This is a genomic window from Pseudomonas sp. 18175 (assembly GCF_050432925.1).
Lineage (GTDB): Bacteria > Pseudomonadota > Gammaproteobacteria > Pseudomonadales > Pseudomonadaceae > Aquipseudomonas.
The window spans coordinates 170,280-196,001 of record NZ_JBKFTO010000007.1 but is presented as its reverse complement, the minus strand read 5'-3'; the positions used below and the strand labels follow the sequence as shown (position 1 = coordinate 196,001).

Sequence of the window (25,722 nt, the reverse complement as noted above, 5' to 3'; positions counted from 1 at the left end):
GGAGCGAGCTTGCTCGCGAAGATAGTCAACGATGACGTGGGAAACCGGAAAAAACGCGGTATCTGTGAGTTCTTCGCGAGCAAGCTCGCTCCTACAAAGGATCCGTTTCTTCAGAGGGATTGAGCCGCGCCCGGCGATTTTCCTGGAACCAATGCAACGCAATCAAAAACAGCGTCGGCACGCCTAGCATGCAGGTGATGAGGAAGAAGGTGTGATAGCCGAACTTCTCGACCATCACCCCCGAGTACCCGCCGATCAGGCGCGGCAACAGCAGCATGATCGAACTGAGCAGCGCATATTGGGTGGCGGAGAACTTGAGGTTGGTCAGGCTCGACAGGTAGGCCACGAACGCCGAAGTGGCCAGGCCTGAGCTGAAATTGTCGAGGGAGATGGTGAAGATCAGCATCTGCAGATCCGGGCCCATGTCAGCGAGCGCGACGAACAGCAGGTTGGTGCCGGCCGAAGCCACGCCGCCGATAAACAGGATCGGCAGAATACCGAAACGCACAATCAGCAGGCCGCCCATGCCGGCGCCCAGCAGGGTCATAATCAGGCCGAAGATCTTGCTCACCCCGGCAATCTGGTCCTTGGTAAAGCCCTGGTCGATGTAGAACACGTTGGCCATCACGCCCATCACCGTGTCGGACATGCGGTAGGTGGCAATCAGCCCCAGCAACAGCAACGCCTGCCAGCGGTAACGCAGGATAAAGTCGTTGACCGGCGTGAGCACCGGCGCCAAGCCGCGGCGGCCCATGGCTGACAGGCACAGCGCGGTGAGGGTGATATATAGGATGGCGCGCAGGAAGGCGCGGTCATCCATCAGCAAGTCCCACAGGCTCATGCCGTGAAACAGCACGCTTTCGAAGTCGGTGTTGAACAACTGGGTGAACATCGCCGGTACGGACACCAGCAGCACAATCAGTACAAACACCGACACCAGTTGATGCACAAAGCTGTAGCGCCCAGCCTGCAACTGGGTACGCAGCGGCACGTTCGGCTCACGCATGAACAGGGTGGTCAGCAGCGCCGGGATCATCAGCACGCCAAACAGCACGTAGGTGCCGGTCCAGGCCGAGTGTTTATAGTTGAAGCCGGTGGAGCCGAACCCTTCGGCAAAGAACAGCGCGCCCGCCGTGGCCAGCAGGGCGGCGATGCGGTAACCGGACATGTAGCTGGCAGCCAGTGCGGCCTGGCGGCTGTCGTCGGCGATTTCCAGGCGGTAGGCGTCGACGGCGATGTCCTGGGTCGCGGAGGCGAAGGCCACGATAACGGCAATGGCGATCAGCCAGGACAGGTGCTTTTGCGGGTCGCAGAACCCCATACCGATCAATCCGAGGATCACCAGCGATTGGGCCAGTACCAACCATGAACGACGTCGGCCGAGTTTGCCGAGCAGCGGCAGACGCCATTGGTCGAGCAGCGGCGACCAGACCCATTTGAAGGCGTACGCCAAACCGATCAGGCTGGCATAGCCAATGGTCTCGCGGGCCACACCGGCCTCACGCAACCACACCGAAAGCGTCGAGAACACCAACATGTAAGGCAGGCCGGCGGCAAAGCCGAGCAACAACAAGACTAACGTCGAAGGGCTGGCATAGGCAGCGAGCGCGGCGCGCCAGGTTTTACGGGGCATGGGCTGGAGTCTGCCTCAGGTTTGCGGAAACAAAGCGCGCACTCTAACCGCTGTGCTCTACCGGGCGCCAGCCATGGCGCTGAATATCCACGCGATTGTTGCGGACAGTGACGCCCTCGTCCCGCAAACGCGCGCGTTGTTCGTCCCCCGAGGCGCTGCCCACCGGCAGGCTTATCCGACCACCGGCACCCAGCACGCGGTGCCAGGGTAGCTTTGTACCCTCGGGCAACTGGCTGAGCGTACGTCCCACCCAACGCGCGGCGCGGCCCAGCCCGGCCAAGTGGGCCAGCTCGCCGTAACTCACCACGCAACCTGCGGGCACTTGTGCCAGGGTCAGGTACAGCGCCGTTCGGCGCATATCGGCGGGGCTTTGCGGGGTTTCGGCGGGTTGATTCACTGTGGGCATATCCGTCTAGATCGTCGGTGTTTCTGTAAGAAACGTCTGTAAACATGCGGGTGAGCATTGAACTCAACACAAATCCTTGAGTCAGTCCTAGCTATCTAACACGATAACGCGCCCTTTGCGCCAACCTCGAGCCCCAGTCCGCTTATGTTGTCCAGAACCCTGCTGTGCCTTGCTGTTTTCAGCGCCTCTACGCCCTTGCTGGCCGACACCGTTTGGTTAAAAAACGGTGATCGCCTGACCGGTAAGATCAAAGTCTTCGATGGTGGCAAGTTGCTGATTCAGACCGACTACGCAGGCGCCATTCCCGTTGACTGGAAGCAGGTCAAAACCCTGGAAAGCGACCAGGAACTGTTGGTCAAGCAGGACGCTTATACCGGCGAGAAGGCCAAATCCTTGAAGGCGGCGGATGATGGCAAGGTAACATTGGCCAATGGCGAAGCGCCCAAGACCGTGGAGCTGGCAAGCATCCAGCAGATCATCAAGCCCAAGCCTGTGATCGAAGACCTGGTGTGGAAGGGCAATGTCGACCTGGCGCTGGATTACAAGCGCGCCGAAAATGACACCAACGACTACGACATCGACTTCAAGACCTCTGCGCGTCACGGCCAGTGGCGCCACACGGGGCAGGGCGAATACAACCGCGAGTTCCAAGACGACGTCACCACTACCGACAACTGGTCCCTGGAATACGACCTCGACCGCTTCCTTACTGAACATTGGTTCTGGCAGGGCCGTCTGACCTACAAGCGTGACAAAGTTGAAGACCTGGCTCGCCAACGCACCGTCGGCACTGGCCCGGGCTACCAGTTCTGGGATGACGAGTTGGGGGCCTTCTCCCTGGGGTCGCTGGTCAACCGCACCGACTATGAATACGCCACGGGCGGCAAAGACAACTTCTACTCGGTGGCCATGAAGTGGAACTACAACCGCTACCTGGTGGGCAAGACCGTTGAGTTCTTCACCAACGGCGAACTGGGCCGTCCGATCGATGGGCCGATTGATTACTCGCTGGATGCGGAAATGGGCCTGCGTTACAAAGTCACCGAATGGGCCTCCCTGAACCTCAAGGCCGAGCGCGACATTATCAGTGGCGACTCCGACAGCAGCCTGAGCAAGACCCGCTACACGGCAGGCTTCGGCGTAGCTTGGTAATGTAGCCTGGTAATAAGGTCGAACAAAACACGCTTGGCAACCGCTGCGCATATTGATTACCTTGTGTTGAGATCCATTCCCATATGCCATGGGCGGCGCAATTCGCGAGGAGTCATAAGTTGAGCACACAGGTTGCCAAGAACGCCCGAGAGCTGTTGCTCAAGGAATACCGTGGGGCGCTTTCCACGCTGTCCAAAGCCATGCCCGGTTTTCCTTTTGGCTCGGTCGTGCCGTATTGCCTCGACGAGCAGGGGCGCCCGCTGATCCTGATCAGCCGCATTGCCCAGCACACCCATAACCTGCAGAAAGACCCCAAGTGTTCGTTGCTGGTCGGCGAGCGCGAGGCTGATGATGTGCAGGCGGTCGGTCGCCTGACCTACCTGGCAGAAGCGGAAAAACTGGAGGAGGCGGCTGCCATCGAGGCGGCTGCCGAGCGTTACTACCGCTATTTCCCCGATTCGGCCAACTACCACAAGGCCCACGATTTCGACTTCTGGGTGCTTAAACCCGTGCGTCACCGTTATATCGGCGGGTTTGGCGCGATTCACTGGGTTGACCAGTTGACCCTGGCCAACCCCTTCGCCGGCAAGGCCGAGCTGAGCATGGTCGAACACATGAACAGCGACCACACCAAAGCTATCGCCCATTACGTCGACCTGGCGGGTTTGCCCACCACTGAGCCTGCGCAGTTGGCTGGCATCGACAGCGAGGGCATGCACCTGCGCATTGGCCAATCGTTGCATTGGCTGCCCTTTGCAGAGTCTTGCAACACGCCGACACAAGTGCGCGAAGCCTTGGTTTCATTGGCCCACGCCCAGGCCTGGCCGAAAAAAGCAGCGGTCAACGCTTGAATTCACGAAACGGCGACGTCATCTAAGGTGGACTGGCAAGGCATTCTTGCGTTGAGGAACCATTTGATGCGCCCTTTTTTATTGCTCTTTCTGCTGTTCCCGGTGCTGGAGCTGTTCGTATTCGTTCAAGTCAGCAGTGCGATCGGGTTTTTCCCGGCATTACTGCTGATTATTCTCGGCTCGATGCTCGGCGTGCTGGTGTTGCGCGTCGCTGGCCTGGCCACGGCGCTGCGTGCCCGTGAAAGCCTGAACCGCGGCGAACTGCCGGCCCAGACCATGCTCGAAGGCCTGATGATGGCCCTGGCTGGCGGCCTGTTGATCCTGCCGGGTTTCATCAGCGATGTGGTCGGCCTGGTCATGCTGCTGCCGTTCACCCGCAAGCTGCTGGCCGGCAAGATGCGCCAGCGTGCCGAAGAGGCCGCGCTTCGCCAGCGCGCGTTCGCCGACGACCTGCAACCCCGAGGCGGTCCGGCTCCACGCCAACCGCTGGGGCGTGAAGGCGATGTGATCGAAGGCGAGTTCGAACACCGCGACAGCAAATAACCGCTTCACTGGCACGGCACCTTCGGGTGCCGTGTTTGCTTTAGGGCTGCGGTACAGGTAAAAAATTTCCGCCGTGGCCCCTTGTAATAAGCTTATGCGCCCTTATGTAACGGTCACCGCAAGGTTTCTGGTGGCGACACCAGACAGACTTCCGCGACTTGCTTGGCGAGCCGCGACCGGCACAGCCGGAATACAACCCGCCGGTACTGACACCGGCCGATGAAAAACACAATTAGGAGAGATCGACAATGAGCAAGCTTCGTCCTCTGCACGACCGCGTCGTAATCCGTCGCAGCGAAGAAGAAAAGAAAACCGCTGGCGGTATCGTTCTGCCAGGTTCGGCTGCTGAAAAAGCCAACCACGGTGTGATCGTCGCTGCAGGCCCAGGCAAGACTCTGGAAAACGGTGATCTACGTGCGCTGGCCGTTAAAGTCGGTGACAAGGTTGTATTCGGCCCTTACTCCGGCAGCAACACTGTGAAAGTCGACGGCGAAGACCTGCTGGTTATGGCTGAGAACGAAATTCTCGCCGTTCTGGAAGACTGATTTCCCCGCTCATTTTCCCGTTACTACAAAGTATTTAAGGAATATCGATCATGGCTGCTAAAGAAGTTAAATTCGGCGATTCCGCCCGTAAAAAAATGCTCACCGGTGTCAACGTCCTGGCTGACGCAGTAAAAGCGACCCTGGGCCCTAAAGGCCGTAACGTGATCATCGAGAAGAGCTTCGGCGCTCCGACCATCACCAAGGACGGCGTTTCCGTAGCAAAAGAAATCGAACTGGAAGACCGTTTCGAAAACATGGGCGCGCAGCTGGTCAAAGACGTTGCCTCCCGTGCCAACGATGACGCAGGCGACGGCACCACCACCGCAACCGTTCTGGCTCAGGCCATCGTCAACGAAGGCTACAAAGCCGTCGCTGCCGGCATGAACCCGATGGACTTGAAGCGCGGCATCGACAAGGCGACCATCGCTATCGTTGCTGAGCTGAAAAACCTGTCCAAGCCTTGCGCTGACACCAAGGCTATCGCTCAGGTAGGTACCATCTCCGCCAACTCCGACAGCTCCATCGGCGACATCATTGCCGAAGCCATGGAAAAAGTCGGTAAAGAAGGCGTGATCACCGTTGAAGAAGGCACTGGCCTGGAAAACGAACTGTCGGTTGTAGAAGGCATGCAGTTCGACCGTGGCTACCTGTCCCCGTACTTCGTCAACAAGCCGGAAACCATGGTTGCCGAGCTGGACAGCCCGCTGATCCTGCTGGTCGACAAAAAGATCTCCAACATCCGCGAAATGCTGCCAGTACTGGAAGCCGTGGCTAAAGCCGGCCGCCCACTGCTGATCGTTTCCGAAGACGTTGAAGGCGAAGCCTTGGCGACTCTGGTTGTGAACAACATGCGTGGCATCGTTAAAGTCGTAGCCGTCAAGGCTCCAGGCTTCGGCGACCGTCGCAAGGCCATGCTGCAGGACATCGCTGTCCTGACCGGCGGTACCGTTATCTCCGAAGAGATCGGCCTGAGCCTGGAAAGCGCCACCATCGAAAACCTGGGTAGCGCCAAGCGCGTGACCGTCAACAAGGAAAACACCATCATCGTTGACGGTGCTGGCGTTGAGCAGGACATCCAGGCGCGTATCTCCCAGATCCGTGCCCAGGTTGCCGAGACTTCGTCCGACTACGACCGTGAAAAACTGCAAGAGCGCCTGGCCAAGCTGTCCGGCGGCGTTGCAGTGATCAAGGTTGGCGCTGGTTCCGAAGTAGAAATGAAAGAAAAGAAAGCCCGCGTTGAAGACGCCCTGCACGCAACCCGTGCGGCCGTTGAAGAAGGCGTGGTACCTGGCGGTGGCGTTGCGCTGATCCGCGCGCTGGAAGCCCTGACCAACCTGACCGGCGACAACGCTGACCAGAACGTCGGTATCGCTGTACTGCGTCGCGCTGTTGAAGCGCCACTGCGCCAGATCGCTGCCAACTCCGGCGACGAGCCAAGCGTTGTGGTCAACGAAGTCAAGAACGGCAAAGGTAACTACGGTTACAACGCTGCGACTGGCGTCTACGGCGACATGATCGAAATGGGCATCCTGGACCCTACCAAGGTGACCCGTTCCGCGCTGCAAGCAGCAGCCTCCATCGGCGGCCTGGTACTGACCACCGAAGCTGCAATCGCTGACAAGCCAAAGGCTGAAGGCGCTGGCGGTGGCGGTATGCCAGACATGGGCGGCATGGGTGGCATGGGCGGCATGATGTAAGCCAGCCTTACCCTCGCTCTGAAAAAGCCCCGCCTACATCACTGTAGGCGGGGCTTTTTTGTGGGCGCTAACCCCTGTAGGAGGGGGCTTGCCCCCGATGACTGAGGGTCAGTTTATACATATGCTGGCTGGCTCACCGCCATCGTGGGCAAGCCCACTCCCACAGTTTGATCTGCACCAGAGCTAGAGTCCGCTCAATTGGTGAGTACTCTCCTTCGGCGCCTTCCAACTCAACAACTGCTGTTTGAACCCATAACTGGCCGCCTGGTAATAGGTGATCGCCCGTTGAACCAACGGATCATCACTGCCCACCCGCGACTCCTGGCTCTCGCCCAGTGCCTGATCGTGGCGCCGCAATCCCAGGCGGGGGCTGAGGATGGCCAGGTCTGTACCGTCAAATAAACCCAGATGCTGGTAGTTGCCCACGACTACCCGAGGCGGCAGTGGGTTGTCTTGCAGCAGGTTACGGCCAAAGAAGGTCGACTCGTAGCTCAAGTTGATCAACCCCAGCAAGGTGGGGGCGATATCAATCTGGCTGGCCAGTTGCGCGGTTTCCTGGGCGTCGATCAGCTTGGGTGCATAGATGAACAGCGGAATCTGGTAGTTGGTGATGGGCAAGTCTTCCTTGCCCGCGCTGCCGGCGGTGTGGTCGGCGACGAACACAAAGATCGTATTGTCGAACCAGGGCTTTTGGCGCGCAGCGGTGAGGAATTCGCCGATGGCGTGGTCGGTGTATTTCACCGCGCCGTCGCGACCGTTGCCCGATTTGATATCGATGCGACCGTCCGGGTAGGTGTAGGGGCGATGGTTGGAGGTGGTCATCAGTTGCAACAGGAACGGCTGCTGCTTGGCGTAATCGGCATCCGCCAGTTTCAGGGTTTGTTTGTAGAGGTCTTCGTCAGCCATGCCCCAGGCATTTTTGAAGGAGATGTCGGATTCTGCCACGCTGCTCTGGTCGACAACCCGGTAACCGTTGCCACTGAAGAACGCATTCATGTTGTCGAAGTAGCCGCGCCCGCCGTAGACAAACACACTGTCATAGCCGATGGCACTGAGCTGTTGGCCCAGGCTGGCGAAACCGCTTTCGCGACCGATGCGTTTGACGATCGAACGCCCAGGCGTCGGAGGAATCGCCAGGGTAATGGCCTCCAGGCCGCGATCTGTGCGGGTGCCGGTGGCGTAGAAATTATTGAAGTACAGGCTTTGTTTGCGCAGTGCATCCAGGTTGGGCGTGAGGTTGCGCCCATCGCCGTTACTGCCCATGTACTTGGCGCTGAAGCTTTCGATGGTCACCAGCACGATGTTGGGTTTGCGCAAGGTGCCGGGGTTGTCGATGGCGCGGCGGATATCCAGCGGGTCCTTGCCGATAAAGCGCGCATTCGGCTCGCTGAGTTCGGCACGCAGTTGTTTAGCGACAACGTCCGTTGGCAAGCTTTTATAGAACTGGGCGTAGTCCAGTTCGTTGTTACGGAACGCCGCGAAAAATTGATACGGACCATTGCTGGCCAGTTCGTTCATGTAGGCATTGCCGCCTTGTGTGCGAGGGCTGTCCTGGCTGATCAACTGCAAGCTGAGGCCAGCGACCACCAGCAGCCCCAAGGCATTCACCAAGCGACCCCGCAGGGGCGGTAGCGGTGCGTTCAGCGCGGCATTGAACGCCTTGCGCAGGGCCAGGCTCAGCACAATGGCCAGCATCGCCAGCAAACTGAGGAGCTTGCCGATCGGGTAGGACTCCAGCAGGTTGTTCAGCACTTCATCGGAATACACCAAGTAATCGACGGCGATGAAGTTGAAGCGCACGCCGAATTCATCCCAGAACAGCCATTCGGCCACCGAGGTAAACAGCATGGCGAACAGGCTGACGGTCAGCACCGCTTGCAGGAACCAACGGTGGCCACGGCGTCGCCATAGTGCGGGCGGGCACAGCAGCAGGTATAGGCCCAAGGGCAGGGCGGCATAGGCCAAAAAGCCCAGGTCGTAGAGCAAGCCCACGCCAAACACCGGCAGCACGTTGCCGCCGACTTCGTCCAAGTGGGTAATGAGCAGTACGCTGCGGGTGAGCAGGAAAACCAGGAGCCAGGCACCGGTAACCAACAGCAAATAGCGCATAGGCGCTGTCTTGAGAAACCCCATGTCTAACTTCCTTATATCAATGGGCGGCGATCTTCGCCCTGACACTGTAGTCAGTTTGTGAAGCTATAGTGAAAATCTCGTTCAACTAAATTATCGGTTGAAAACCTTTATCGGCGTGGCTTCCAGGTCTATCCCTGAGCCCCGCTTGGCCTTAAGCTGCGCGAGCCAACACGGCCGTTACCGCGTACGGAGACACTGCCCATGCGAATTTTATTGGTTGAAGACAACCGCGATATTCTGGCCAACCTGGCCGACTACCTGGGGCTAAAAGGCTATACCGTGGACTGTGCGCAGGACGGTTTGTCGGGCCTGCACCTGGCTGCCACCGAGCATTACGACTTGATCGTGCTCGACATCATGCTGCCCGGTATCGACGGCTACACCCTGTGCAAACGCCTGCGCGAAGACGCGCGCCGCGACACGCCGGTGATCATGCTCACCGCCCGCGACCAATTGGATGACCGGCTGCAGGGCTTCAAGTCTGGTGCCGACGACTACCTGCTCAAACCCTTTGCCCTGTCGGAACTGGCCGCCCGCATCGAAGCGGTGCTGCGCCGTGCCCAAGGTGGCGGCCGCCGTGCGCTGCAAGTGGGTGACCTGTGCTATGACCTCGACACCCTCGAAGTCACCCGCGAAGGGCGCCTGCTCAAGCTCAACCCGGTCGGCCTTAAATTGCTGGCAGTGCTGATGCAAAAAAGCCCCCACGTACTGCGCCGTGAGATCCTCGAAGAAGCCCTGTGGGGCGATGACTGCCCCGACAGCGACAGCCTGCGCAGCCACGTCCACCAATTGCGTCAGGTGATCGACAAGCCATTCGCCAAGCCGCTGCTGCAAACGGTACACGGCGTGGGTTATCGCTTGGCCGAGGGTCGTGATGGAGTTTAAGCAAAGCCTTGCCCAGCGGATCATCATCGCCTTTGCCTTGATGAGTGCGTTGGTGGCAGGCGCCTTCGCCATGGGCATTGTCGCGACCGTGCACCTGGTGGAAGAGAAACTGATCTCGGCGGGCCTGGGCGGTGACTTGCAACGCTTGTTGCTGATGGACACCGTCGAGGACTGGCGCCACCGGCCCGAGCCGGACCAGCTGTTTTATTTCAGCGGCGGCCCCGGGGATTTCGAACTGCCCAAGGACCTGCGGCACCTCGAGCCCGGTTTTCATGAAGTGTTCCGCGAAGCGCTGTCGTACCACGCCATGGTCGAAGTGGTGGATGGTCGGCGCTATGTACTGCTGCAAGACCAGAGCGATTTCGAAGAGCGCGAGCGCGTGCTGTTTGCCGTGGTGTTGGTGGGCTTTGTGCTCAGCCTGGCACTGGCGGTGTTCCTGGGATGGGTATTGGCGCGCAAAGTGATGGCACCGGTGGTGCGCCTGGCGCGCCAGGTACGTCATCGCGACCAGTTGCTCGGCCTTGCGCCACCCTTGGCGCCAGACTACGCGGCCGATGAAGTGGGCGAACTGGCGGTGGCCTTTGATGCCACCTTGGGACGGCTGCGCCAGGCCTTGTCCCGTGAACAACTGTTTACCAGCGACGTGAGCCATGAGTTGCGCACGCCGTTGATGGTCCTGGCTAGCTCCTGCGAATTGCTGCTGGAAAACCCGGCCATCGATCAGCGTGGGCGCAACCAGGTGGAACGCATTGCCCGTGCCTGTGAAGAAATGCGCGAACTGGTGCAGACCTTCCTGATGCTGGCCCGTGCCCAGCATGACGATGCCGCCATGTCACCTCGGGTGACCCTGACCCAAGTGGCTGAGGATTTACTCGGCATCTGGCGCGAGCCTATCCAGCACAAGGGCCTGGAACTTATCTACCAGCCGGGCAACCCGCTGGATACGCGCTACAACACCACCTTCCTGCACGCGGTGATGGGCAACCTGTTGCGTAACGCCCTGCATTACACCGAGCAGGGTTTTATTCGGCTGACCCTGGAACCCAATGGTTTTGTGGTGGAAGACTCGGGCGTCGGCATTCCTGAGGAAAAGCGCGAAGCCATGTTCGAGCCCTTCGTACGGGGTGCCGAGAAGCGCGGCGACGGCTTGGGCCTTGGGCTGTCGCTGGTGCAGCGCATTTGTGAGAACCAGGGCTGGAGCGTGAGCCTCAGCACCATGGAACCCAATGGCTGCCGCTTTCATGTCGAGCTGAGCCAAGTCAACGCCTGAGGCCTTGGCTTGCCGTTAAGCTGCGCTAGGGCCATGTCGATTTTCGGCGAAGATGGCCCCATGATACTGAATGTGTCTGTAAAGTCTTGAAATGTATGGGATTGGACAGGACAAGTTTTTCACAAAGAGTTGACCTAGTGATCACAGTCGGATGCTTAAGGTTGTATGCATCAGCAACTGGAGATCCGTTGATGTCTAACCCGATCAAGCTCGAATTTTCCGATAAGTACGACGATCAGCACGCCGAAGAATATTTGCTCAAGCACAAGGACAACTTGGCCCGCCGGTTGTCCCACAAACGCGACGAGCAATTGGCCCGTGGCGCGCTGGCCATGGCCGGTGAGCCCGGCCTGGTGCTTGACTTGCCCTGCGGGGCTGGACGCTTCTGGCCGTTGCTGGCGGAAAAGCCCAATCGCGTGATCATCGGCGCCGACAATTCGGCCTCGATGTTGAAGGTTGCAACAGCCGCCCAGCCCGCCGATGTGGTGAAACGGGTACGACCCTTGCAGACATCTGCCTTTGATATCGATCTGCCGGACAACTCGGTCGACAGCATTTTCTGTATGCGCCTGCTGCACCACATCGGTGATCCGGCTCATCGACTGGCGATACTGCGTGAGTTTCAACGTGTTACACGCGACAGCGTGATCCTTTCGCTGTGGGTGGATGGCAATTTCAAGGCGTGGAAACGTAAGCGCCTCGAAGGACAACGCCGTAGGAAAGGTGAGCAGGAAGGTTACCAAAACCGATTTGTGTTACCAGCTGCTACTGTTGAAGACGAATTTGAGCAGGCCGGTTTCCGCGTTCAGGAATCCCTGGACTTCATGCCGCTCTACGCCATGTGGCGAGTGTATGTATTGCGAAAGAGGTAACAGGATGGCAGTTGAGTGCGTAGCAGGCAGTCACGTAGCTCCCGAAGAACGCTTCGATTATTTCTGGCGCCAGCAGGGCGAGTGGGTCGAGGAACCCAACCGTCGGCGGGGTGGTGAAAGTGGTGTGCAGCGGGTGATGAGTGCCAATGGCAACTTGCTCTACAGCAAGCGCCAGACCGGTCATATCTACCGCAGTTGGCTGCACCCGTTTGGTCGGCCCACAGTATTGCGTGAGCGCGATGCCATCAAAGGCCTGCGCTTGTTGGATGTGCGTGTCCCGGACATGGTCTTTTGCGAGGCGCGTCGTGACCCGCAGCACCAATGGAAGGCATTGCTGGTCACGGCCGCCTTGGAGGGCTTCGACGAAATCGAAAACTGGTACGCAGCCGGTGGTCGTGAACAGTACGGCGAGTTGGTGCATGAACGCGTGCTCAAAGAGTTGGCCGGTACCCTGGCCCGTATGCACAAGGGCCGCTGGCAGCACGGCTGCCTGTACATCAAGCACATTTTTGTGCGGGTGACGGGGCAGGGCGATGCGGCCAACGTGGAAGTGGCCTTGCTGGATTTCGAAAAGTGCCGCCAGCGCTTGACCGCTTATCGGGCCGCCTCCCACGACATGCTGCAACTGCGCCGCCATTCGTCGTGGAACAGCGCTGACTGGGCAAAACTCAGCTACTTTTACGAGACGGCGTTTGGCAGCGCTATCAAGGGTTTAACCAGATGAAGCTAGAAATAGCACGAGGTGTGTTCTTGGTCGGGGCGTTAGGTGTTGCAGCCTTGGCGCTGGCGGCCTGGGAACAGCCTCGCACACAGGTGCTCAGTACTACGCAGGGTGGCGCGCAATGCCTGTTGCCGCGCGTCGCCAAGGCGAGCACCGCAGCCAAGCCTGATCATGAGTTATTACTGTTCATGTTTGGCATGTCTCAAGGGATGAGGCCACAGAGTTGAAACGATTCAACCCCCCGTAAAAGGGCCTTGCGATGCAAGGCCCTTTTTTTGTCCGCAGGGTTACTGGTGTTCCGCGCTGCCGTCGGGCGCCCACCTGTGGGTCTTTCTGTTACCTGGCTCAATGGCGGATGTCGATATCAAATCCCCTGATCCTGTCTGCTCATCAACGTCCCCATCGACAGTAAGCGTTATTACACCGTCGGCACGCCCGCGGTCACTATTGCGACGTTCATTCGCGACCTGGGTTTGGAACAAACCTGGATTGATCGGAAGATGGAACAGCTCTTGTATCCCGCCAGCATGGGGGTGATACCTGGCTTCGTCGGCACCCGGTGGCGCATAACTGAGCAGTAATGGCGCTTGAGGAAGCCTTTTCACATGCCCCAAACCACCCGATGAGGGGGGGTAAAACGGTAGCAACACAGGCGAACCTGGCAGCCCACCGGGATTGGCCAGCAAGGTGTAGAAGCAAGGCACTACAAACAGCGTGAACAGGGTGCCAACGGTCATGCCCGTGGCGATGACCAGGCCAATATCAAATCGACTGGCCGCGCCAGCGCCTGTCGACAGGAGCAACGGTACGACGCCCAGAACGGTGGCCACCGTGGTCATCAGGATTGGCCGTAGGCGCGTCGCGGCTGCCTGCTCGGCGGCTTCGCGAATGCTCATGGTCTGCTGTCGGCGTAGTTGGTTGGCAAACTCGACAATCAGAATCCCATGTTTACTGATCAGACCGATCAGCGTGACCAGGCCGATCTGTGTATAGATATTCAGGCTCGACCACCCCACGAACAGCGCGATCAGAGCCCCGCACACCGATAGCGGTACGCTCACCAATATCACCAGTGGGTCGCGAAAGCTTTCGAACTGCGCCGCAAGTACCAGGCCTATGAATGCCAGTGCCAGGCCAAACGTGCCCCATAACGTATTGCCTTCCTGGACGAATTGGCGGCTGGCATTGCTGTAGTCAAAGGTGAAACCGGGCGGCACCTCCTCTTTCACGATGGCGTGCAGGGTATCGATGGCCTCGCCCATCCCCACGAGCGGGAAGCCTGAGATCAACACCGAGTTCATTTGCTGGAACTGATTGAGTTGGCGCGGCCGGGCCTGTTGTTCGGATACCGTGATCAGCGTCGAGAGCGGCAATAACTGGCCTTTGGCGCTCTTGACGTAATAGTGGTTGAGCCAGTCAGGGGTATTTCTGAAGGCTTGTTCGACCTGGGCAATCACTCTGTAAGGGCGGCCCTCAAGGTTGAAGCGGTTGATCTCAGTTTCAGCCAGCAGCGTCGACAAGGTCAGCCCGAGATCTTGCATCGATACGCCCATCTGCGCAGCTTTGTTGCGGTCGATGTCGATCACGATCTCCGGCCGGTCGAAGGCCAGGTCCATGTCGAGGTAGGCGAACTTGCCAGAGTCGACGGCGCGCTGTTTGACCCGCTCGGCGACGCTGAGCAGCGATTGATGATCGCCAGGCGTGCTGATCACAAAGCCAAAGGGTAAGCCTTCACCCGTTCCCGGCAACGCGGGCAGGTTGAATGCCAGCACCTTGAGGCCGGGCACGCTGTCGAGTTTCTCGCGCAACTGCGCCAAGACCTGCATCTGCGTGCGCTCGCGTTCCGCCCAGGGCTTGAGCAGGAAGCCACCGATGCCGGACTGCACGCCATTAAAGCCATTGATCTGAAAGGAGGCCTGGTACTCCGCAAGCGTTTCAAACAGCGCGACAAAGTCTTTTGTATGGGCGTTCAGATACGCAAGATTGGCAGCTTGTGGTGCGTGGGTTTGCATGAAAACCACGCCCTTGTCCTCCACCGGCGCCAGTTGTGTGGTCGTAAACGTCAGCATTGCCGGAATCAGCAACAAAACAATCAGCGCGAACACCATCACCACGCTCGGCGAATCAAGTACTGCCTGCAGTACTCGCAGGTAACGCTGCTTCAGGCGTTCGAACAGGCGATCCAGTGCTGCCGGCATTCCCCGATCAGACGCCGCGGGGCGTAACAACAACCCACACATTATCGGCGACAGGGTCAGTGCGACGATGCCTGAAATCACCACGGCCCCCGCGAGCGTCAAGGCAAACTCCTTGAACAATGCGCCGGTCAGCCCCTGCAAAAAACCAATGGGCGCGTAGACCGCTGCGAGCGTGATCGTCATGGCAACGACCGGGCCACACACCTCCCGTGCGCCGATGATGGCGGCTTCGAGGGGGGACCAACCTTTCTCGATATGCCTGTAAACGTTTTCCATCACCACAATGGCGTCGTCCACCACCAGGCCGATGGCCAGCACCATGGCCAGCAGTGTCAGTACGTTGATGGAGTAACCCATCAATTGCATAAAAAACATCACCCCGATCAGTGACAACGGGATTGTGATAACCGGAATGATCACCGAGCGCAGCGCGCCGAGGAACACAAACACCACCACCACGACGATCAGCACGGCTTCTAGCAAGGTGATCAGCACTTCATCCAGCGAGGCTTGAATAAATTGCGTGGAGTCAAAGGCGATGGTGGCCTCAAGTCCGGGCGGCAGTTTTGATTGCATGTTCTGCATGAGGTTGCGCACCTGCTCGCCCAACTCCAGTGGGTTGGCGTCTGGCGTCGGTTTGATGCTGATATAGGTGGCAGGGATGCCATTGAAGGAACTGAAGCTGTCAGAGTTTTCGGTGCCCATTTCCACGCGTGCGACGTCGCCGAGGCGAACCTGGCTGTCATCGGCGCTTTTCAGGGTGATTGCCTTGAAGTCTTCGGCCGAGCGCAGCAGGGTGTTTGCGCTGATGCTGGTCACCACGTAATCGCCGGTGACCTCGCCGGCTGTCGACTGCACGTTGTAGCCACTGACGGCCTGGCTGATATCGCTGGCACTCAAACCGAAGCCGGCGAGCTTGATGGGGTCCAGCCACAGGCGCATGGCGAGGGTCTGGTTACCGATGATGTCGGCTTCGGCCATGCCAGGCAATGTCGCCAGTTGGGGTTGAATCACCCTTTGCAGGTAGTCGGTGACGTGCGCACTGTTCATCGTATTGCTGGAAAAACTCAGGTACATCAGCGCAGTGGCTTCAGCTGCCACTTTGTTCAAAACCGGGTCTTGTGCTTCCTTGGGCAGTTGGTTGCGAGCTTCGTTGACCTTGGCCAGCAGTTCGCTAAACAACCGATCACTGTCGGCACCGCTGCGGCCATAAATCGAGATCACCGACACGTTTTGCCGGCTCGCCGACTTCATGTAGTCGATGCCTTCGGCGCTCGCGAGTTTTTTTTGCAGCGGCTGGGTCACCAGGCTTTGCAAGGTCTCAGCGTTGGCCCCGGGGTACACGGTGGTCACCGTGATCAGCGCATTGTTCATCTGCGGGTATTGGCGCAACGATAACTGCTGGTACGCCTGCAACCCCAGCAAAAGCATCAACAGACTGACCACCACGGCGAGTACAGGGCGACGAATAAACAGGTCGGTAAATTTCATGGCGCGCCAACCCGGTTGCCGGAGACGGCGTCCGCAGTGACGCGGATGGGGGTGCCTTGTTCAAGCTTTTGCTGTCCCGCTGTCACCACCTGTTCACCTGGGGTCAACCCCTCAAGAATGATGACTTGGCCATCGCGCCGTTCACCCGTCTTGACCTGGCGCTGTTCGGCGATGTTCCCGGCGGCTTTTTTGTGCTGTGACACCACATACACATACTGACCATAGGGGCTGTAGGTGATGGAGCCCTCCGGAATCACGACCTGGGGGACCGGTGCAGCCAATTGCACCTGCAAGCTGGCGAACATGCCCGGCAACAGGCGGTTATGCGGGTTGGGCAATGTTGCCCGTACCCTGACGTTACGTGTGTTGTCGTCGACGATGGGGTTGATGGCGCTGACCGTGGCAACGGTATGTTGCCCCGGCCGGGCGGAAACGGTCACCTGTATCGATTGGCCGATTTCGATCAGTTGGACGGCCTGTTCCGGCACATGAAAGTCGACGTACAGACTGCTGGTGTCCTGAAGGCTGGCGACGACGGCGGTACTTTGCAGGTAGTCGCCGACGTCGACCTGGCGAATGCCTATCGTGCCGCTGAATGGCGCGGTCAGGTGCTTTTTGGCCAGTGCCACGGTGGATTGCTTGACCAGCGCCTTGTGCCGATCGAGTTCTGAGGAGAGCCGGTCGAATTCGCTTTTGGAGATCGCCTGGATCTGCACCAGTTGCTTGCCCCGTTCAAAGTCCTGGCGGGCCAGGCCGAGATTGGCCAGGGCAATATCCAGCTGCGCCTGTTCCAATTGGTTATCCAACTGCAACAAGGGTTGCCCAGCGGTGACCGTTTGGCCTGAGTCGAATTGCACGTGGGTGACGACGCCGGGTACTTCGATACTCAGATCGATTCCCTGGAGCGCCTTCAAGGTGCCTGCCGCCGGCATTTGATGCTGCCAGGGTTGCTCGATCACCGCGGCCACTGCCACGCTGACCGGCGGCTTGGGCGCGTGCAGTATGTGCAGTTGCTGTTTGATCCAGAAGGCTTTGTACCCCGCCAGCAGGGACACCGTGCTGAGGACGATGACAAGCATCGCGACCATACGGCGGCCAGGCATAGAGGACTCCTTGGGTAACAGTTGGCGAAGGGGCGGCAATTGTCACGAAGGGAGAGGCGCTCGATAAGGCGAGAAGGCGCAGGGTGGTGTGGGAAGAGTGATCTGCAGGAGCCGGACGGTTGCCGTAAGGCTTGTAGGGAAAATGGCGTCAAGTGCTCTCATTGGCCGTAATGGGAGCGACTTCACACCACTGGGTTTCAGATCAGATGCAGGTGGTTGTCCCAGAGCCCAGCTGGCAATTCCAACGGCTTGGCGACCAACGGTTTCTGGCGGCAATCGTAGAAGCGGCAGCGGCCCTGACCCGAGGTCACTACAAACCCGTCGGCCACAGCGCCAACGCCGGCACAGTCCGGCAGGGGCCCGTCCAGGCGTAGTTCGCCGCTGTCCATGTCCCAGATAAAGAAGCGGTTGCCACGCGGTGCGGTGAGTGCCACCAGGCGTAATTCGCTGTGCACTGCGACGCTGGCGGTGTAGTGCCCCATCGCCTGCAACTGCTCGTCCGCCACCGGGAACGCCGCGAACGGCTGGCCAGGTCGCTTGATCGCCAACAACTCGGAACGTTCCTGGGACGGCCCCATGAACTGCTGCCCGGTGAGGATGGTGCCATCGCTGGCGATCCCCATATGGCGCACGCTGTTCATCTGCTGGCTCAGGGTTTCCTTGCTGATCAGCGTGCCGTCGCGGTGCATCAGCACCAGGCTTGGCTCCATGGCGTTGAGGTTCATCTCCACGCGGCTTTCGGCCTCGGTGCGAATGCCGCCGTTGGCCACCACCAGGGTTTCGCCGTCGGGCATCCACGACACCTGGTGTGGGCCGATGCCATGGGTGGAAATCTCGCCGGTGTGCACCAGTCGCTCGCCTTCGAACTTGTACACGCCGAGCAGGCCACGGCCGGGGTCGGTGGTGTCATTTTCGGTGGCATACAGCCAGTCACCACTTTTGTGGATCACGGCATGGCCATAGAAGTGGCGATTGGCCTTGGACGTGATGGTTTGCAGCAGCGCGCCATCACGCAGGTCGATCAGGTAACTTTCGGTGCCTGGCCTACGGGCGACGAACAGTGCAATCGGCAGTGTCGGGTGGTTGATGATGTCGTGGCAGCGCTGGCCGACCTGGGTGGCAAACACTTGCTTGCCGTCCAGTCGAAAGCCCACGGCGTAGTGCTTGCCGTCGGCATCATCGCGGGCCGAGAGCAGCAGCGGGCCCTTGTCCTTGCCTTTGAATAGCGTCCAGCCACCCAGCGTGATTGCGCTGAGCAGCAGGCTGCCAACCGCCAAAGCCTGTCGCCTGAGCATCATCAGTCACCGTCGTTGGCGTTAAAGCCCAGTTGGATGCCCAGCGCCTTGGCCAGCTCGCCTTCGTGCAGGCGGTGGACGACGTTGAGGCTGTCGTAGATATCGTTGAGTTGCTGGCGCCCAGTGTCGTCGCCCAGCAGTTCATTGAGGGTGCGCTGGTTGCTGGCGAACAGTTTCAGGGACGCGGTATAGGCGGCATCGATCTTGTCGGCCAATGGCTTTTGATCGGATGGCAGCAAGCCGCGCAGGCCTTTGTTGTCGACACCGACCCACACGGTCTGGGCGGCAGCCAGGCTGGCCTCCAGGCTTTGCAGGGACGACTGGCTGCGCCAGGCATCGGCCTGGAACGGCTGCGGGATGCCCTTGGTCTGGCGGCCCATAGGTGTGCCGAGCTTCTTCTTCAAGGTGTCCAGTGCGGTCACCTGCACGCGCAGTAGATCGGCGATGGCTTCGTGGGAATCGGCGTAGCGCTGGTTCGGAAATTTGGTCATCTGCGCCAGCATGCCGTCGGTACTGTTCCAACTGGCCAGGATCTCTTCGGCCAGGGCCTTCTGGCGTTCGCCAATGGCCACCAGCAGCGGGCAGTAACGGGCTTTTTGAGCTTCGTCGGCAACGTCGGTCTTGGCGTCGTAGAGGATGTATTCGTAGGCCGAAAGACCCTGCACCACCACGCTCGATTTGGCCAACGCGGCGCCATCGATCTGCGGCTGTGCGGTCACCAACTGTTCAACCTGGCGACCCACCAGGTTCTTTTTGTCCGGCCAGAACTGCACTTGCCACGAACGGTTGCCCTCGGCCAGCGGGCCGATCAGCAGCGGTTGCAACTCGGCCCAGGCTTTTTGCGCGTGCAGGAAATCGGCGCGGGCGGTCTCCAGGCTTTCCTTGCCCTGGCAGTAGGCCAGGGCGCTGACGGCCAGTTGGCGGTCAGCTTCGACCCAGCGGCTGTAGGTCGGCAGGATCACTTGCTTGGCGATGGCCGCCGAGGTCACGGCTTGCGGGTCTTGCGGCGAGCAGGCGCCCAGGGCGAGGGCGGCAAGGCTGGTGAACAACAACTTGGGACGGAACATGTAGAGCTCCCTTCTGTAATTGGGGCACAGCTTATAAAGAATTCAGGAACGCCAGCAACGCAGCGCGTTGTTCGGCATTAAAGGACAACACATGCTGCTGCGCCGCTTGTGCTTCACCGCCGTGCCACAGCACGGCTTCCAGCAGGTTGCGGGCGCGGCCATCATGCAAGAACTGGGTGTGGCCACTCACGGTTTGCGTCAGGCCAATGCCCCACAACGGCGCGGTGCGCCAGTCGCGGCCACCGGCCTTGAATTCACTGCGGTTGTCGGCCAGGCCTTCGCCCATGTCGTGCAGCAGCAGGTCGCTGTAGGGGCGGATCACCTGATTGGCCAGTTCAGGTTCGGCTGCGTTGGCGGCCGTGGTGAATGATGGCTTGTGGCAACCCTGGCAACCGGCTTGATAGAACAGGTTTTTACCCGCGAGCACCTGCGGCGTGTTGACGCCACGGCGTGCAGGAACGGCGAGGTTGCGGGTGTAAAACAGCACCAGGCGCAGGATGTTATCGCTGACCTCCTGCTCGCCCTCCTGGCCATTGCCATTGGGCGCCTGTTTGCAGGCCACTTGGGCGTCGGTGCAGTCATCGAAGGGTCTCAGGGAAGTGGTGAGGCCCATATCACCAGAAAACGCGTGAACATTTTGTTGATTGAGGTTGGGTTGCCCGGCTTTCCAGCCAAAACGCCCGAGAACGGTTTTGTGCTGGGCGTCATCCCAGACCCAATTGGCGCGGCCAGGGAGGGCTTCTTTGTCGGCGGTCTTGGAGTCGGTGTTGCGCAGGATATCGGCATCACTGATGGCTTCCAGCAGGCCGAGGCCAATCATCGGTGGGGCGATGCGCGCTGAAAAAAGTGTATCCGGATGCATCGGGCCATAACCGAGCTGGGTGATTTGCAGGTCCGGCTTGCGCAGTTCCACCACGCTGCCGTCCTTGAACGTCACGTTGACCGCTGTGTAGTCGACTCGCACCTTGCCTTCGGGCAGTACGCCGGGCACTGCCATGTCCTGGAGTTGCCCGCCGTAGACCGGCTCGGGCACTACGCCTATGTGTTCAATGGCCTTGGCATACTCAGGCGCATCGGGAATCGACAGGCGTACCAGCATGGATACCGCGTTGGCCGCGTCAGGCAGCGGCGGATGCCCGCGACCATCCTTGATATGGCAGTTCTGGCAGGCATTGGTGTTGAACAGCGGTCCCAGGCCATCACGGGCCGTGGTGGTGGACGGCGCGATCACCCAGGGGCTGCGAAAGAAGCTGTTACCGACGCTGAAATCCAGGCGGCGTGTGGGCGACAGGTTGGCCGAGGGCAGGGAGAACGCGTTCTGGTCGCGCTTGTTCACCGTCGCAGCGCCGCCAGCCCGCGCTTCACCCGGCTCGGCCTTGGTGAAGCGAGGGGCGTCATCGCAGGCTGCCAGGCTTAAGGCCAGCAATGCTGCGCACAGGCGAAAGAACGAACGGAACATCGAGTTTCCTGAACGACTGGGGAAAATAAGGTCGCAAAGTCTAACAGGGCATGGCCGAATGAATAAGAGCAATTATCGTTTGGTGGGTGGCGCTGCATTCCCGCTAGAATGACCGCACATTTTTTTCTGGAGGTGGCCAATGCAGGCTCTCGACGCTTTGCTCAACCGTGTTTCCGTGCCGCGTTTGCTGGAACCGGCACCGACCCAGGAGCAGCGCGACGTGCTGTTCGCCGCCGCCATGCGTGCGCCGGACCACGGCCAGTTGCGCCCGTGGCGTTTCCTTACCGTGGAAGGTGCTGCCCGCGAGCAAATGGGCACGCTGTTGGCCGAAGCTGCACGCCTGCAAGACGCCGATGCCCCGCAAGCAGTGATCGACAAGGCCCAGAACGGCCCATTGCGCGCGCCGTTGGTGGTGGTGGTGATTGCGCGCTTGCAGGAACACTTCAAGGTGCCCAAATCCGAACAATTGCTGGCGGCGGGTTGTGCGGCCCACGGTATTTTGCTGGCGGCTTACGCTCAGGGGATCGGTGCGGTGTGGCGCACCGGTGAGTTGTCGTACTCGGCTCATGTCGCCAAGGGGTTGGGGTTGACGGCGGATGAGGAGGTGATTGGCTTCCTGTACCTGGGTACGCCGCAGAATCCGCCGCGTACGGCGGCGAAGGAAGAACCGGCAGTCAGCGCCTGGACCGGGCTTTAAGCCAACAGTGATCTAAATGTGGGAGCGGGCTTGCTCGCGAAGGCGGAGTGTCAGGCAGCAAATCTGGCACTGATACACCGCATTCGCGAGCAAGCCCGCTCCCACAGGGGATCTCCATAGGTTTCAGGGCCATGGTTCAGACCCGAAACTGATCCATCAACTTCATCTGCTGGCTGGCCAATGCATTGAGCTGGCTACTGATGGCCGCCGACTCGGTCGCTTGGCCGGTGAGGGTCTCGGTCACAGTGCGGATCGCCGAAACGTTGCGGTTGACCTCTTCGGCCACGGCGCTCTGCTGTTCGGCGGCGCTGGCGATTTGCAGGTTCATGTCGCTGATCACGGTCACCGCATCGCTGATTTTGCCCAACGCCTGCGCCGCTTGATGGATCTGCCCGGCATTGCTCTGGGCCTGGCTCTGGCTCGAATGCATGGTGGCCACCACGCCCCGGGTGCCGCTCTGGATACGTTCGATCACATGGCGAATTTCTTCCACCGAATCCTGGGTACGCTTGGCCAGGTTGCGCACTTCGTCGGCCACCACCGCAAAGCCTCGTCCGCTTTCGCCGGCGCGTGCCGCTTCGATCGCGGCGTTGAGGGCCAGCAGGTTGGTTTGCTCGGCAATGCTGCGGATCACTTCCAGCACCGAGCCGATCTGCTCGCTGTTCACCGCCAGCGCCTCGACTTCACCCACGGCCTTGCTGACTTCTTCGGCGAGGGTGGTGATATCGCGGGTGCTCTGTTCGATGATCGACATGCCTTCACGCGCCGACTGATCGGCGCCACGCGCTGCACTGGCGGCGTTCGACGCGCTGTTGGCCACGTCGTGGGCCGTGGCGCTCATTTCATTGGAGGCGGTGGCCACCTGGTCGATTTCGCGGAACTGCACCTGCATGCCTTCGCTGGTCTGGCGAGCGATGGCCGAGGATTGGTCGGCGGTGCCGCGGGCTTCCGTGATGCTTTGCTTGATCTGGGCGATGGTCGGTTGCAGCTTGTCGAGGAAGCGGTTGAACCAGTTCACCAGTTCGCCCAGTTCGTCTTTCTTGGCGTAGGTGAGGCGTTGGGTCAGGTCGCCGTCGCCGCTGGCAATGTCTTTGAGCATGGCGGCTACGCTGTTGATCGGGCGGGTCACGCCGGTGGCGGTCAGCCAGATCAGCAACAAGCCAAGCAGACCGGCGACGGCGCCGACCAACAAGGCTTTGAGGGTGCCTTCGTCTTGGGCGTCGTCGAGCAGGGTTTGCAGTTTGAGGGTGTCGGCCAGCATCACCTGCTTGGGCAGTTTGATCACCACGCCCCAGGATTTGGCGTCGCTGATGGGCTTGACCGGGTATACGGCACGGATGGTGTCGTCCTGTTCGCGGATCATGCGGGTGTCACTGGCCAGCAGTTGCACGATTTCCTTGCCTTCGGCGCCGATGGTGTCGATCAGGTTCTTGCCGACGCGGCCGGGCTCGCCGCTGTAGGCCGCAATCAGGCCGGTGCTGGAAATGATTTCCAGGTGGGCGGCGCTGTCGAACAGCTCTTTTTGCGCGACGTCCGTGGTGGCTTGCAGGGTGTTGAGGGCGATATCGATACCGACTACGCCAATGACCTTGCCATCGACGATCAACGGCAGGGAAATGGTGGTCATCAGCATCGATTTGCCGGCCACTTCGTCGGCATACGGGTCCAGCAGGCACACGGTGCGGGTGTCCCGTGGGCAGGTGTACCAGATGTTGTAGGGCGTGCCGCTGAGGTTGAGGGTGGTCTTGGTCAGGTCTTCCTCGACCATGATCGTATTCAGGCCTGAGCCGCCGGCACGGCTCCAGTAGCTGGAGAAGCGGCCTTTTTCGTTGGAAACGCGAGCCTTGTCGTCGATGAACTCGCTGTCCTTACCGTCCAGGCCGTTGGGTTCGAACGACAGCCAGATACCCAGCGCCTTGCTGTTGCGTTCAAACGCGGTCTTTACGCTTTGGTTGAGTGCTTCGCGCAGCGCGCCAGGTTCAAGGCCGCGCTGGGTGGCGAGGTTGCGCAGGTCTTTGACTTGATCAGCCAAGGCGGTGACCGCCTGCAGGTTTTCGCCGAAGGTCTTTTGCAGCTGCACTGCTTGTTCGGCTGCCTTGGCCTGCAGCAGGTCCTGCACGCTGTGCGTGAGCATTCGCGAGCTTGAGTCGCTGACCATGTGACTGTTCTGGTCGGTCTCGTAGAGATTCACGCCGACCACCAGCGCGATCACCCCCAGCAGGCAAAGGCCGGACAGCAGTACGATTTTCAGGCGGATGGAGAGGGTGTTGAACATAGGTTCACTCGCGAATGGACTTGTTGATAGACACGCAGGGCGAGCCAAGTCCATTCGGCGCTATGTCCGGAACATCGGCGTACGGGGATGTTTCATGAGGAGGAGGCGATGAGCGGTAGGAAAAAGACTACATGCGCCGTTATACGGGGGCTGCAAGCCGTTCCGGGCGTGACCAGATCCACAGGTTGCCCAGGCCCATCCCGGCAATGGCCAGGTAGATCGGCCAGCCGTGGTCGAGCATCACCAACATCAGGATCGCGCACAGCAACATGCTCACGGTGGCGCTGACCTTGGCGCGGCGGGCGATGATCTTGCCATTGCGCCAATTGGACAGGATCGGCCCGAACAGCCGATGGTTTTCCAGCCAGGCACTGAGGCGCGGCGAGCTTTTGGTGGCGGCCCAGGCGGCCAGCAAGATGAATTCGGTGGTAGGCAAACCCGGTATCACAATCGCCACCAGCCCGATGCCCAGGCTGACGTAGGCCAGCAGGCCGAAGAGGATCTGGGCGATTTTGGAGGAGGATTGGGGTTTGCCGGTCATGGGTAGGGGTATCACAGAAAATCAGCTTGAAATGAGATCCAAGTGTGGGAGCGGGCTTGCTGTGGCGAGGGAGCTTGCTCCCGTTCGACTGCGTAGCAGTCGCCGGCTTTTGGGGGCCGCACCCCAGCGGGAGCAAGCTCCCTCGCCACACAAGCCCGCTCCCACATTTTTTATCGCATTCCAATCAAGGCTTAGGCCAGTTCAGGGGCGCTAGCGTACGCCTGTTCCAGCAGTACGGTGAAGCGCACAAACGCATCGACCGCACCTTTTTCCACGCCAGCCTCTTCCTCGGCGCTGAACTCCAGCCCATCAAGGGTACGGGTAAAGCTCTTCCAACCTTCGGCACGACCACCGGCCGGTTCGCCCAAGTGACGGGCACCGAAGGTTTCACTCAGGCCCAGGCCTACGGCACGTTTGATCAGGAACGCGGCGCCCAGCTTGGAACCTTCGGAGACAAACAGCCAGCCCAGGGCTTCGGCTTTGCTGGGGTTTGTCACGGCACCTGCCACGGGGGCTGGCACTTCGGTGTCCAGGTCGGCCAGGTCGAGCTTGGCAGCTTCGGCGCGGCAACGTGCGGCCAGGTCCGGGACGATCTTGGTCAATTCGGCATCGTTGTACAGGGCCACCAGCTCCGACTGGAACAGGTATTGCGCCACCACGAAACGGGCAAAGTTGGCCTGGGTCTCAAATGGAGCGTGGGCCTTGACCAGTGCGTCGAGCTTGGTGTGGGGCTCGTTGGTGATCTGGTTCAGGCGCTGGGAGCGCAGGCTTGGGCGTTCTGCGGTGGGAGATGCAGTCATGAAAAAAGTCCTTGAGAAGGGGAGCGCCTTTTTGCTCTAAAGAGAGCTGTTATCAACTAGACGAACAAGAAGACGCAGCACAGTAAAA

Annotated in this window: 20 protein-coding genes and 3 pseudogenes; 11 read left to right on the top strand and 12 right to left on the bottom strand. The window is 59.9% G+C overall.

Annotated elements, in window-relative coordinates; translation table 11 throughout:
• Window positions 1-91: 91 nt before the first annotated feature.
• A complete protein-coding gene (locus tag ACLD1Y_RS12195; RefSeq protein ID WP_429478220.1) occupies window positions 92-1,633 on the bottom strand; it encodes an AmpG family muropeptide MFS transporter in 1,542 nt (513 codons plus the stop codon).
• Window positions 1,634-1,676: 43 nt separating this feature from the next.
• The gene (locus ACLD1Y_RS12190) at window positions 1,677-2,039 is read right to left on the bottom strand and encodes an MGMT family protein (protein ID WP_429478219.1); all 363 of its coding nucleotides are present in this window, start codon (window positions 2,037-2,039) and stop codon (window positions 1,677-1,679) included.
• A gap of 144 nt (window positions 2,040-2,183) precedes the next feature.
• Here ACLD1Y_RS12190 and ACLD1Y_RS12185 point away from each other — a divergent pair, with 144 nt between their 5' ends.
• The 5 genes from ACLD1Y_RS12185 (at window position 2,184) to groL (ending at window position 6,827) form a co-directional block, all read left to right on the top strand.
• Window positions 2,184-3,191 (top strand): DUF481 domain-containing protein, encoded by a 1,008-nt coding sequence (locus ACLD1Y_RS12185; protein WP_429478218.1) that lies wholly within the window; start codon window positions 2,184-2,186, stop codon window positions 3,189-3,191.
• A gap of 119 nt (window positions 3,192-3,310) precedes the next feature.
• Window positions 3,311-4,042 carry a HugZ family protein gene (locus ACLD1Y_RS12180; protein ID WP_429478217.1) on the top strand — a complete coding sequence of 244 codons (732 nt, stop codon included), beginning with the start codon at window positions 3,311-3,313 and terminating at the stop codon, window positions 4,040-4,042.
• 66 nt (window positions 4,043-4,108) lie between these two features.
• The gene (locus ACLD1Y_RS12175; protein ID WP_135292051.1) at window positions 4,109-4,585 is read left to right on the top strand and encodes an FxsA family protein; all 477 of its coding nucleotides are present in this window, start codon (window positions 4,109-4,111) and stop codon (window positions 4,583-4,585) included.
• Between the two features lie 248 nt (window positions 4,586-4,833).
• Window positions 4,834-5,130, top strand: coding sequence for a co-chaperone GroES (locus tag ACLD1Y_RS12170; protein WP_429478216.1), 297 nt, complete (start codon window positions 4,834-4,836; stop codon window positions 5,128-5,130).
• A gap of 50 nt (window positions 5,131-5,180) precedes the next feature.
• Window positions 5,181-6,827, top strand: coding sequence for a chaperonin GroEL (groL, locus tag ACLD1Y_RS12165; protein WP_429478215.1), 1,647 nt, complete (start codon window positions 5,181-5,183; stop codon window positions 6,825-6,827).
• A 183-nt stretch (window positions 6,828-7,010) separates the two neighbouring features.
• On the opposite strand, the gene ACLD1Y_RS12160 is transcribed toward groL, so the two are convergent.
• Window positions 7,011-8,960, bottom strand: coding sequence for an LTA synthase family protein (locus ACLD1Y_RS12160; RefSeq protein WP_429478214.1), 1,950 nt, complete (start codon window positions 8,958-8,960; stop codon window positions 7,011-7,013).
• Window positions 8,961-9,161: 201 nt separating this feature from the next.
• On the opposite strand from ACLD1Y_RS12160, the gene colR reads away from it, so the two are divergent.
• The 5 genes from colR (at window position 9,162) to ACLD1Y_RS12135 (ending at window position 12,935) form a co-directional block, all read left to right on the top strand.
• Window positions 9,162-9,845, top strand: coding sequence for a two-component system response regulator ColR (gene colR / locus ACLD1Y_RS12155; RefSeq protein ID WP_429478213.1), 684 nt, complete (start codon window positions 9,162-9,164; stop codon window positions 9,843-9,845).
• A complete protein-coding gene (locus tag ACLD1Y_RS12150) occupies window positions 9,835-11,115 on the top strand; it encodes a sensor histidine kinase (protein ID WP_429478212.1) in 1,281 nt (426 codons plus the stop codon). The genes colR and ACLD1Y_RS12150 overlap by 11 nt, the downstream gene beginning before the upstream one ends.
• Window positions 11,116-11,306: 191 nt before the next feature.
• Window positions 11,307-11,987, top strand: a complete 681-nt coding sequence (locus ACLD1Y_RS12145) for a class I SAM-dependent methyltransferase (RefSeq protein WP_429478211.1) — start codon at window positions 11,307-11,309, stop codon at window positions 11,985-11,987.
• Between the two features lie 4 nt (window positions 11,988-11,991).
• Window positions 11,992-12,711 carry a lipopolysaccharide kinase InaA family protein gene (locus ACLD1Y_RS12140; RefSeq protein WP_429478210.1) on the top strand — a complete coding sequence of 240 codons (720 nt, stop codon included), beginning with the start codon at window positions 11,992-11,994 and terminating at the stop codon, window positions 12,709-12,711.
• A complete protein-coding gene (locus ACLD1Y_RS12135) occupies window positions 12,708-12,935 on the top strand; it encodes a hypothetical protein (RefSeq protein WP_429478209.1) in 228 nt (75 codons plus the stop codon). Before ACLD1Y_RS12140 ends, ACLD1Y_RS12135 begins: the two co-directional genes overlap by 4 nt.
• 444 nt (window positions 12,936-13,379) lie before the next feature.
• On the opposite strand, the pseudogene ACLD1Y_RS12130 reads toward ACLD1Y_RS12135, so the two are convergent.
• The 5 genes and pseudogenes from ACLD1Y_RS12130 to ACLD1Y_RS12110 form a co-directional block, all read right to left on the bottom strand.
• Window positions 13,380-16,397 (bottom strand): annotated as a pseudogene (locus tag ACLD1Y_RS12130) (multidrug efflux RND transporter permease subunit); the annotation flags it as partial.
• Window positions 16,394-17,500 carry an efflux RND transporter periplasmic adaptor subunit gene (locus tag ACLD1Y_RS12125; RefSeq protein WP_429478208.1) on the bottom strand — a complete coding sequence of 369 codons (1,107 nt, stop codon included), beginning with the start codon at window positions 17,498-17,500 and terminating at the stop codon, window positions 16,394-16,396. The pseudogene ACLD1Y_RS12130 and the gene ACLD1Y_RS12125, both read right to left, overlap by 4 nt.
• 197 nt (window positions 17,501-17,697) lie before the next feature.
• Window positions 17,698-18,795 carry a DUF1513 domain-containing protein gene (locus ACLD1Y_RS12120; protein ID WP_429478280.1) on the bottom strand — a complete coding sequence of 366 codons (1,098 nt, stop codon included), beginning with the start codon at window positions 18,793-18,795 and terminating at the stop codon, window positions 17,698-17,700.
• A gap of 2 nt (window positions 18,796-18,797) precedes the next feature.
• On the bottom strand, window positions 18,798-19,862 hold the full coding sequence (locus ACLD1Y_RS12115) for an imelysin family protein (protein WP_429478207.1): 1,065 nt from the start codon (window positions 19,860-19,862) through the stop codon (window positions 18,798-18,800).
• Between the two features lie 31 nt (window positions 19,863-19,893).
• Window positions 19,894-21,321 carry a di-heme oxidoredictase family protein gene (locus ACLD1Y_RS12110; RefSeq protein ID WP_429478206.1) on the bottom strand — a complete coding sequence of 476 codons (1,428 nt, stop codon included), beginning with the start codon at window positions 21,319-21,321 and terminating at the stop codon, window positions 19,894-19,896.
• Window positions 21,322-21,460: 139 nt separating this feature from the next.
• Here ACLD1Y_RS12110 and ACLD1Y_RS12105 point away from each other — a divergent pair, with 139 nt between their 5' ends.
• Entirely contained in the window at window positions 21,461-22,018 is a 558-nt protein-coding gene (locus tag ACLD1Y_RS12105; protein WP_429478205.1) for an NAD(P)H nitroreductase, read from the top strand.
• A gap of 136 nt (window positions 22,019-22,154) precedes the next feature.
• Here the strand turns inward: ACLD1Y_RS12105 and ACLD1Y_RS12100 are convergent.
• The 4 genes and pseudogenes from ACLD1Y_RS12100 to ACLD1Y_RS12085 all read right to left on the bottom strand — a co-directional run.
• Window positions 22,155-22,685, bottom strand: a pseudogene (locus ACLD1Y_RS12100) (methyl-accepting chemotaxis protein); the annotation flags it as partial.
• A 375-nt stretch (window positions 22,686-23,060) separates the two neighbouring features.
• A pseudogene (locus ACLD1Y_RS12095) lies at window positions 23,061-24,152 on the bottom strand (chemotaxis protein); the annotation flags it as partial.
• 280 nt (window positions 24,153-24,432) lie between these two features.
• A complete protein-coding gene (locus ACLD1Y_RS12090) occupies window positions 24,433-24,834 on the bottom strand; it encodes a YbaN family protein (protein WP_429478204.1) in 402 nt (133 codons plus the stop codon).
• A 191-nt stretch (window positions 24,835-25,025) separates the two neighbouring features.
• The gene (locus tag ACLD1Y_RS12085; RefSeq protein WP_429478203.1) at window positions 25,026-25,634 is read right to left on the bottom strand and encodes a biliverdin-producing heme oxygenase; all 609 of its coding nucleotides are present in this window, start codon (window positions 25,632-25,634) and stop codon (window positions 25,026-25,028) included.
• Between the last annotated feature and the right edge of the window lie 88 nt (window positions 25,635-25,722).

Bases quoted from the DNA above. Each gene is read 5' to 3' on its own strand.
- ACLD1Y_RS12195 (WP_429478220.1), bottom strand. From the start codon at position 1,633: ATGCCCCGTAAAACCTGGCGCGCCGCGCTCGCTGCCTATGCCAGCCCT.
- ACLD1Y_RS12190 (WP_429478219.1), bottom strand. From the start codon at position 2,039: ATGCCCACAGTGAATCAACCCGCCGAAACCCCGCAAAGCCCCGCCGAT.
- ACLD1Y_RS12185 (WP_429478218.1), top strand. From the start codon at position 2,184: ATGTTGTCCAGAACCCTGCTGTGCCTTGCTGTTTTCAGCGCCTCTACG.
- ACLD1Y_RS12175 (WP_135292051.1), top strand. From the start codon at position 4,109: ATGCGCCCTTTTTTATTGCTCTTTCTGCTGTTCCCGGTGCTGGAGCTG.
- ACLD1Y_RS12170 (WP_429478216.1), top strand. From the start codon at position 4,834: ATGAGCAAGCTTCGTCCTCTGCACGACCGCGTCGTAATCCGTCGCAGC.
- groL (WP_429478215.1), top strand. From the start codon at position 5,181: ATGGCTGCTAAAGAAGTTAAATTCGGCGATTCCGCCCGTAAAAAAATG.
- ACLD1Y_RS12160 (WP_429478214.1), bottom strand. From the start codon at position 8,960: ATGGGGTTTCTCAAGACAGCGCCTATGCGCTATTTGCTGTTGGTTACC.
- colR (WP_429478213.1), top strand. From the start codon at position 9,162: ATGCGAATTTTATTGGTTGAAGACAACCGCGATATTCTGGCCAACCTG.
- ACLD1Y_RS12150 (WP_429478212.1), top strand. From the start codon at position 9,835: ATGGAGTTTAAGCAAAGCCTTGCCCAGCGGATCATCATCGCCTTTGCC.
- ACLD1Y_RS12145 (WP_429478211.1), top strand. From the start codon at position 11,307: ATGTCTAACCCGATCAAGCTCGAATTTTCCGATAAGTACGACGATCAG.
- ACLD1Y_RS12140 (WP_429478210.1), top strand. From the start codon at position 11,992: ATGGCAGTTGAGTGCGTAGCAGGCAGTCACGTAGCTCCCGAAGAACGC.
- ACLD1Y_RS12135 (WP_429478209.1), top strand. From the start codon at position 12,708: ATGAAGCTAGAAATAGCACGAGGTGTGTTCTTGGTCGGGGCGTTAGGT.
- ACLD1Y_RS12125 (WP_429478208.1), bottom strand. From the start codon at position 17,500: ATGCCTGGCCGCCGTATGGTCGCGATGCTTGTCATCGTCCTCAGCACG.
- ACLD1Y_RS12120 (WP_429478280.1), bottom strand. From the start codon at position 18,795: ATGCTCAGGCGACAGGCTTTGGCGGTTGGCAGCCTGCTGCTCAGCGCA.
- ACLD1Y_RS12115 (WP_429478207.1), bottom strand. From the start codon at position 19,862: ATGTTCCGTCCCAAGTTGTTGTTCACCAGCCTTGCCGCCCTCGCCCTG.
- ACLD1Y_RS12110 (WP_429478206.1), bottom strand. From the start codon at position 21,321: ATGTTCCGTTCGTTCTTTCGCCTGTGCGCAGCATTGCTGGCCTTAAGC.
- ACLD1Y_RS12105 (WP_429478205.1), top strand. From the start codon at position 21,461: ATGCAGGCTCTCGACGCTTTGCTCAACCGTGTTTCCGTGCCGCGTTTG.
- ACLD1Y_RS12090 (WP_429478204.1), bottom strand. From the start codon at position 24,834: ATGACCGGCAAACCCCAATCCTCCTCCAAAATCGCCCAGATCCTCTTC.
- ACLD1Y_RS12085 (WP_429478203.1), bottom strand. From the start codon at position 25,634: ATGACTGCATCTCCCACCGCAGAACGCCCAAGCCTGCGCTCCCAGCGC.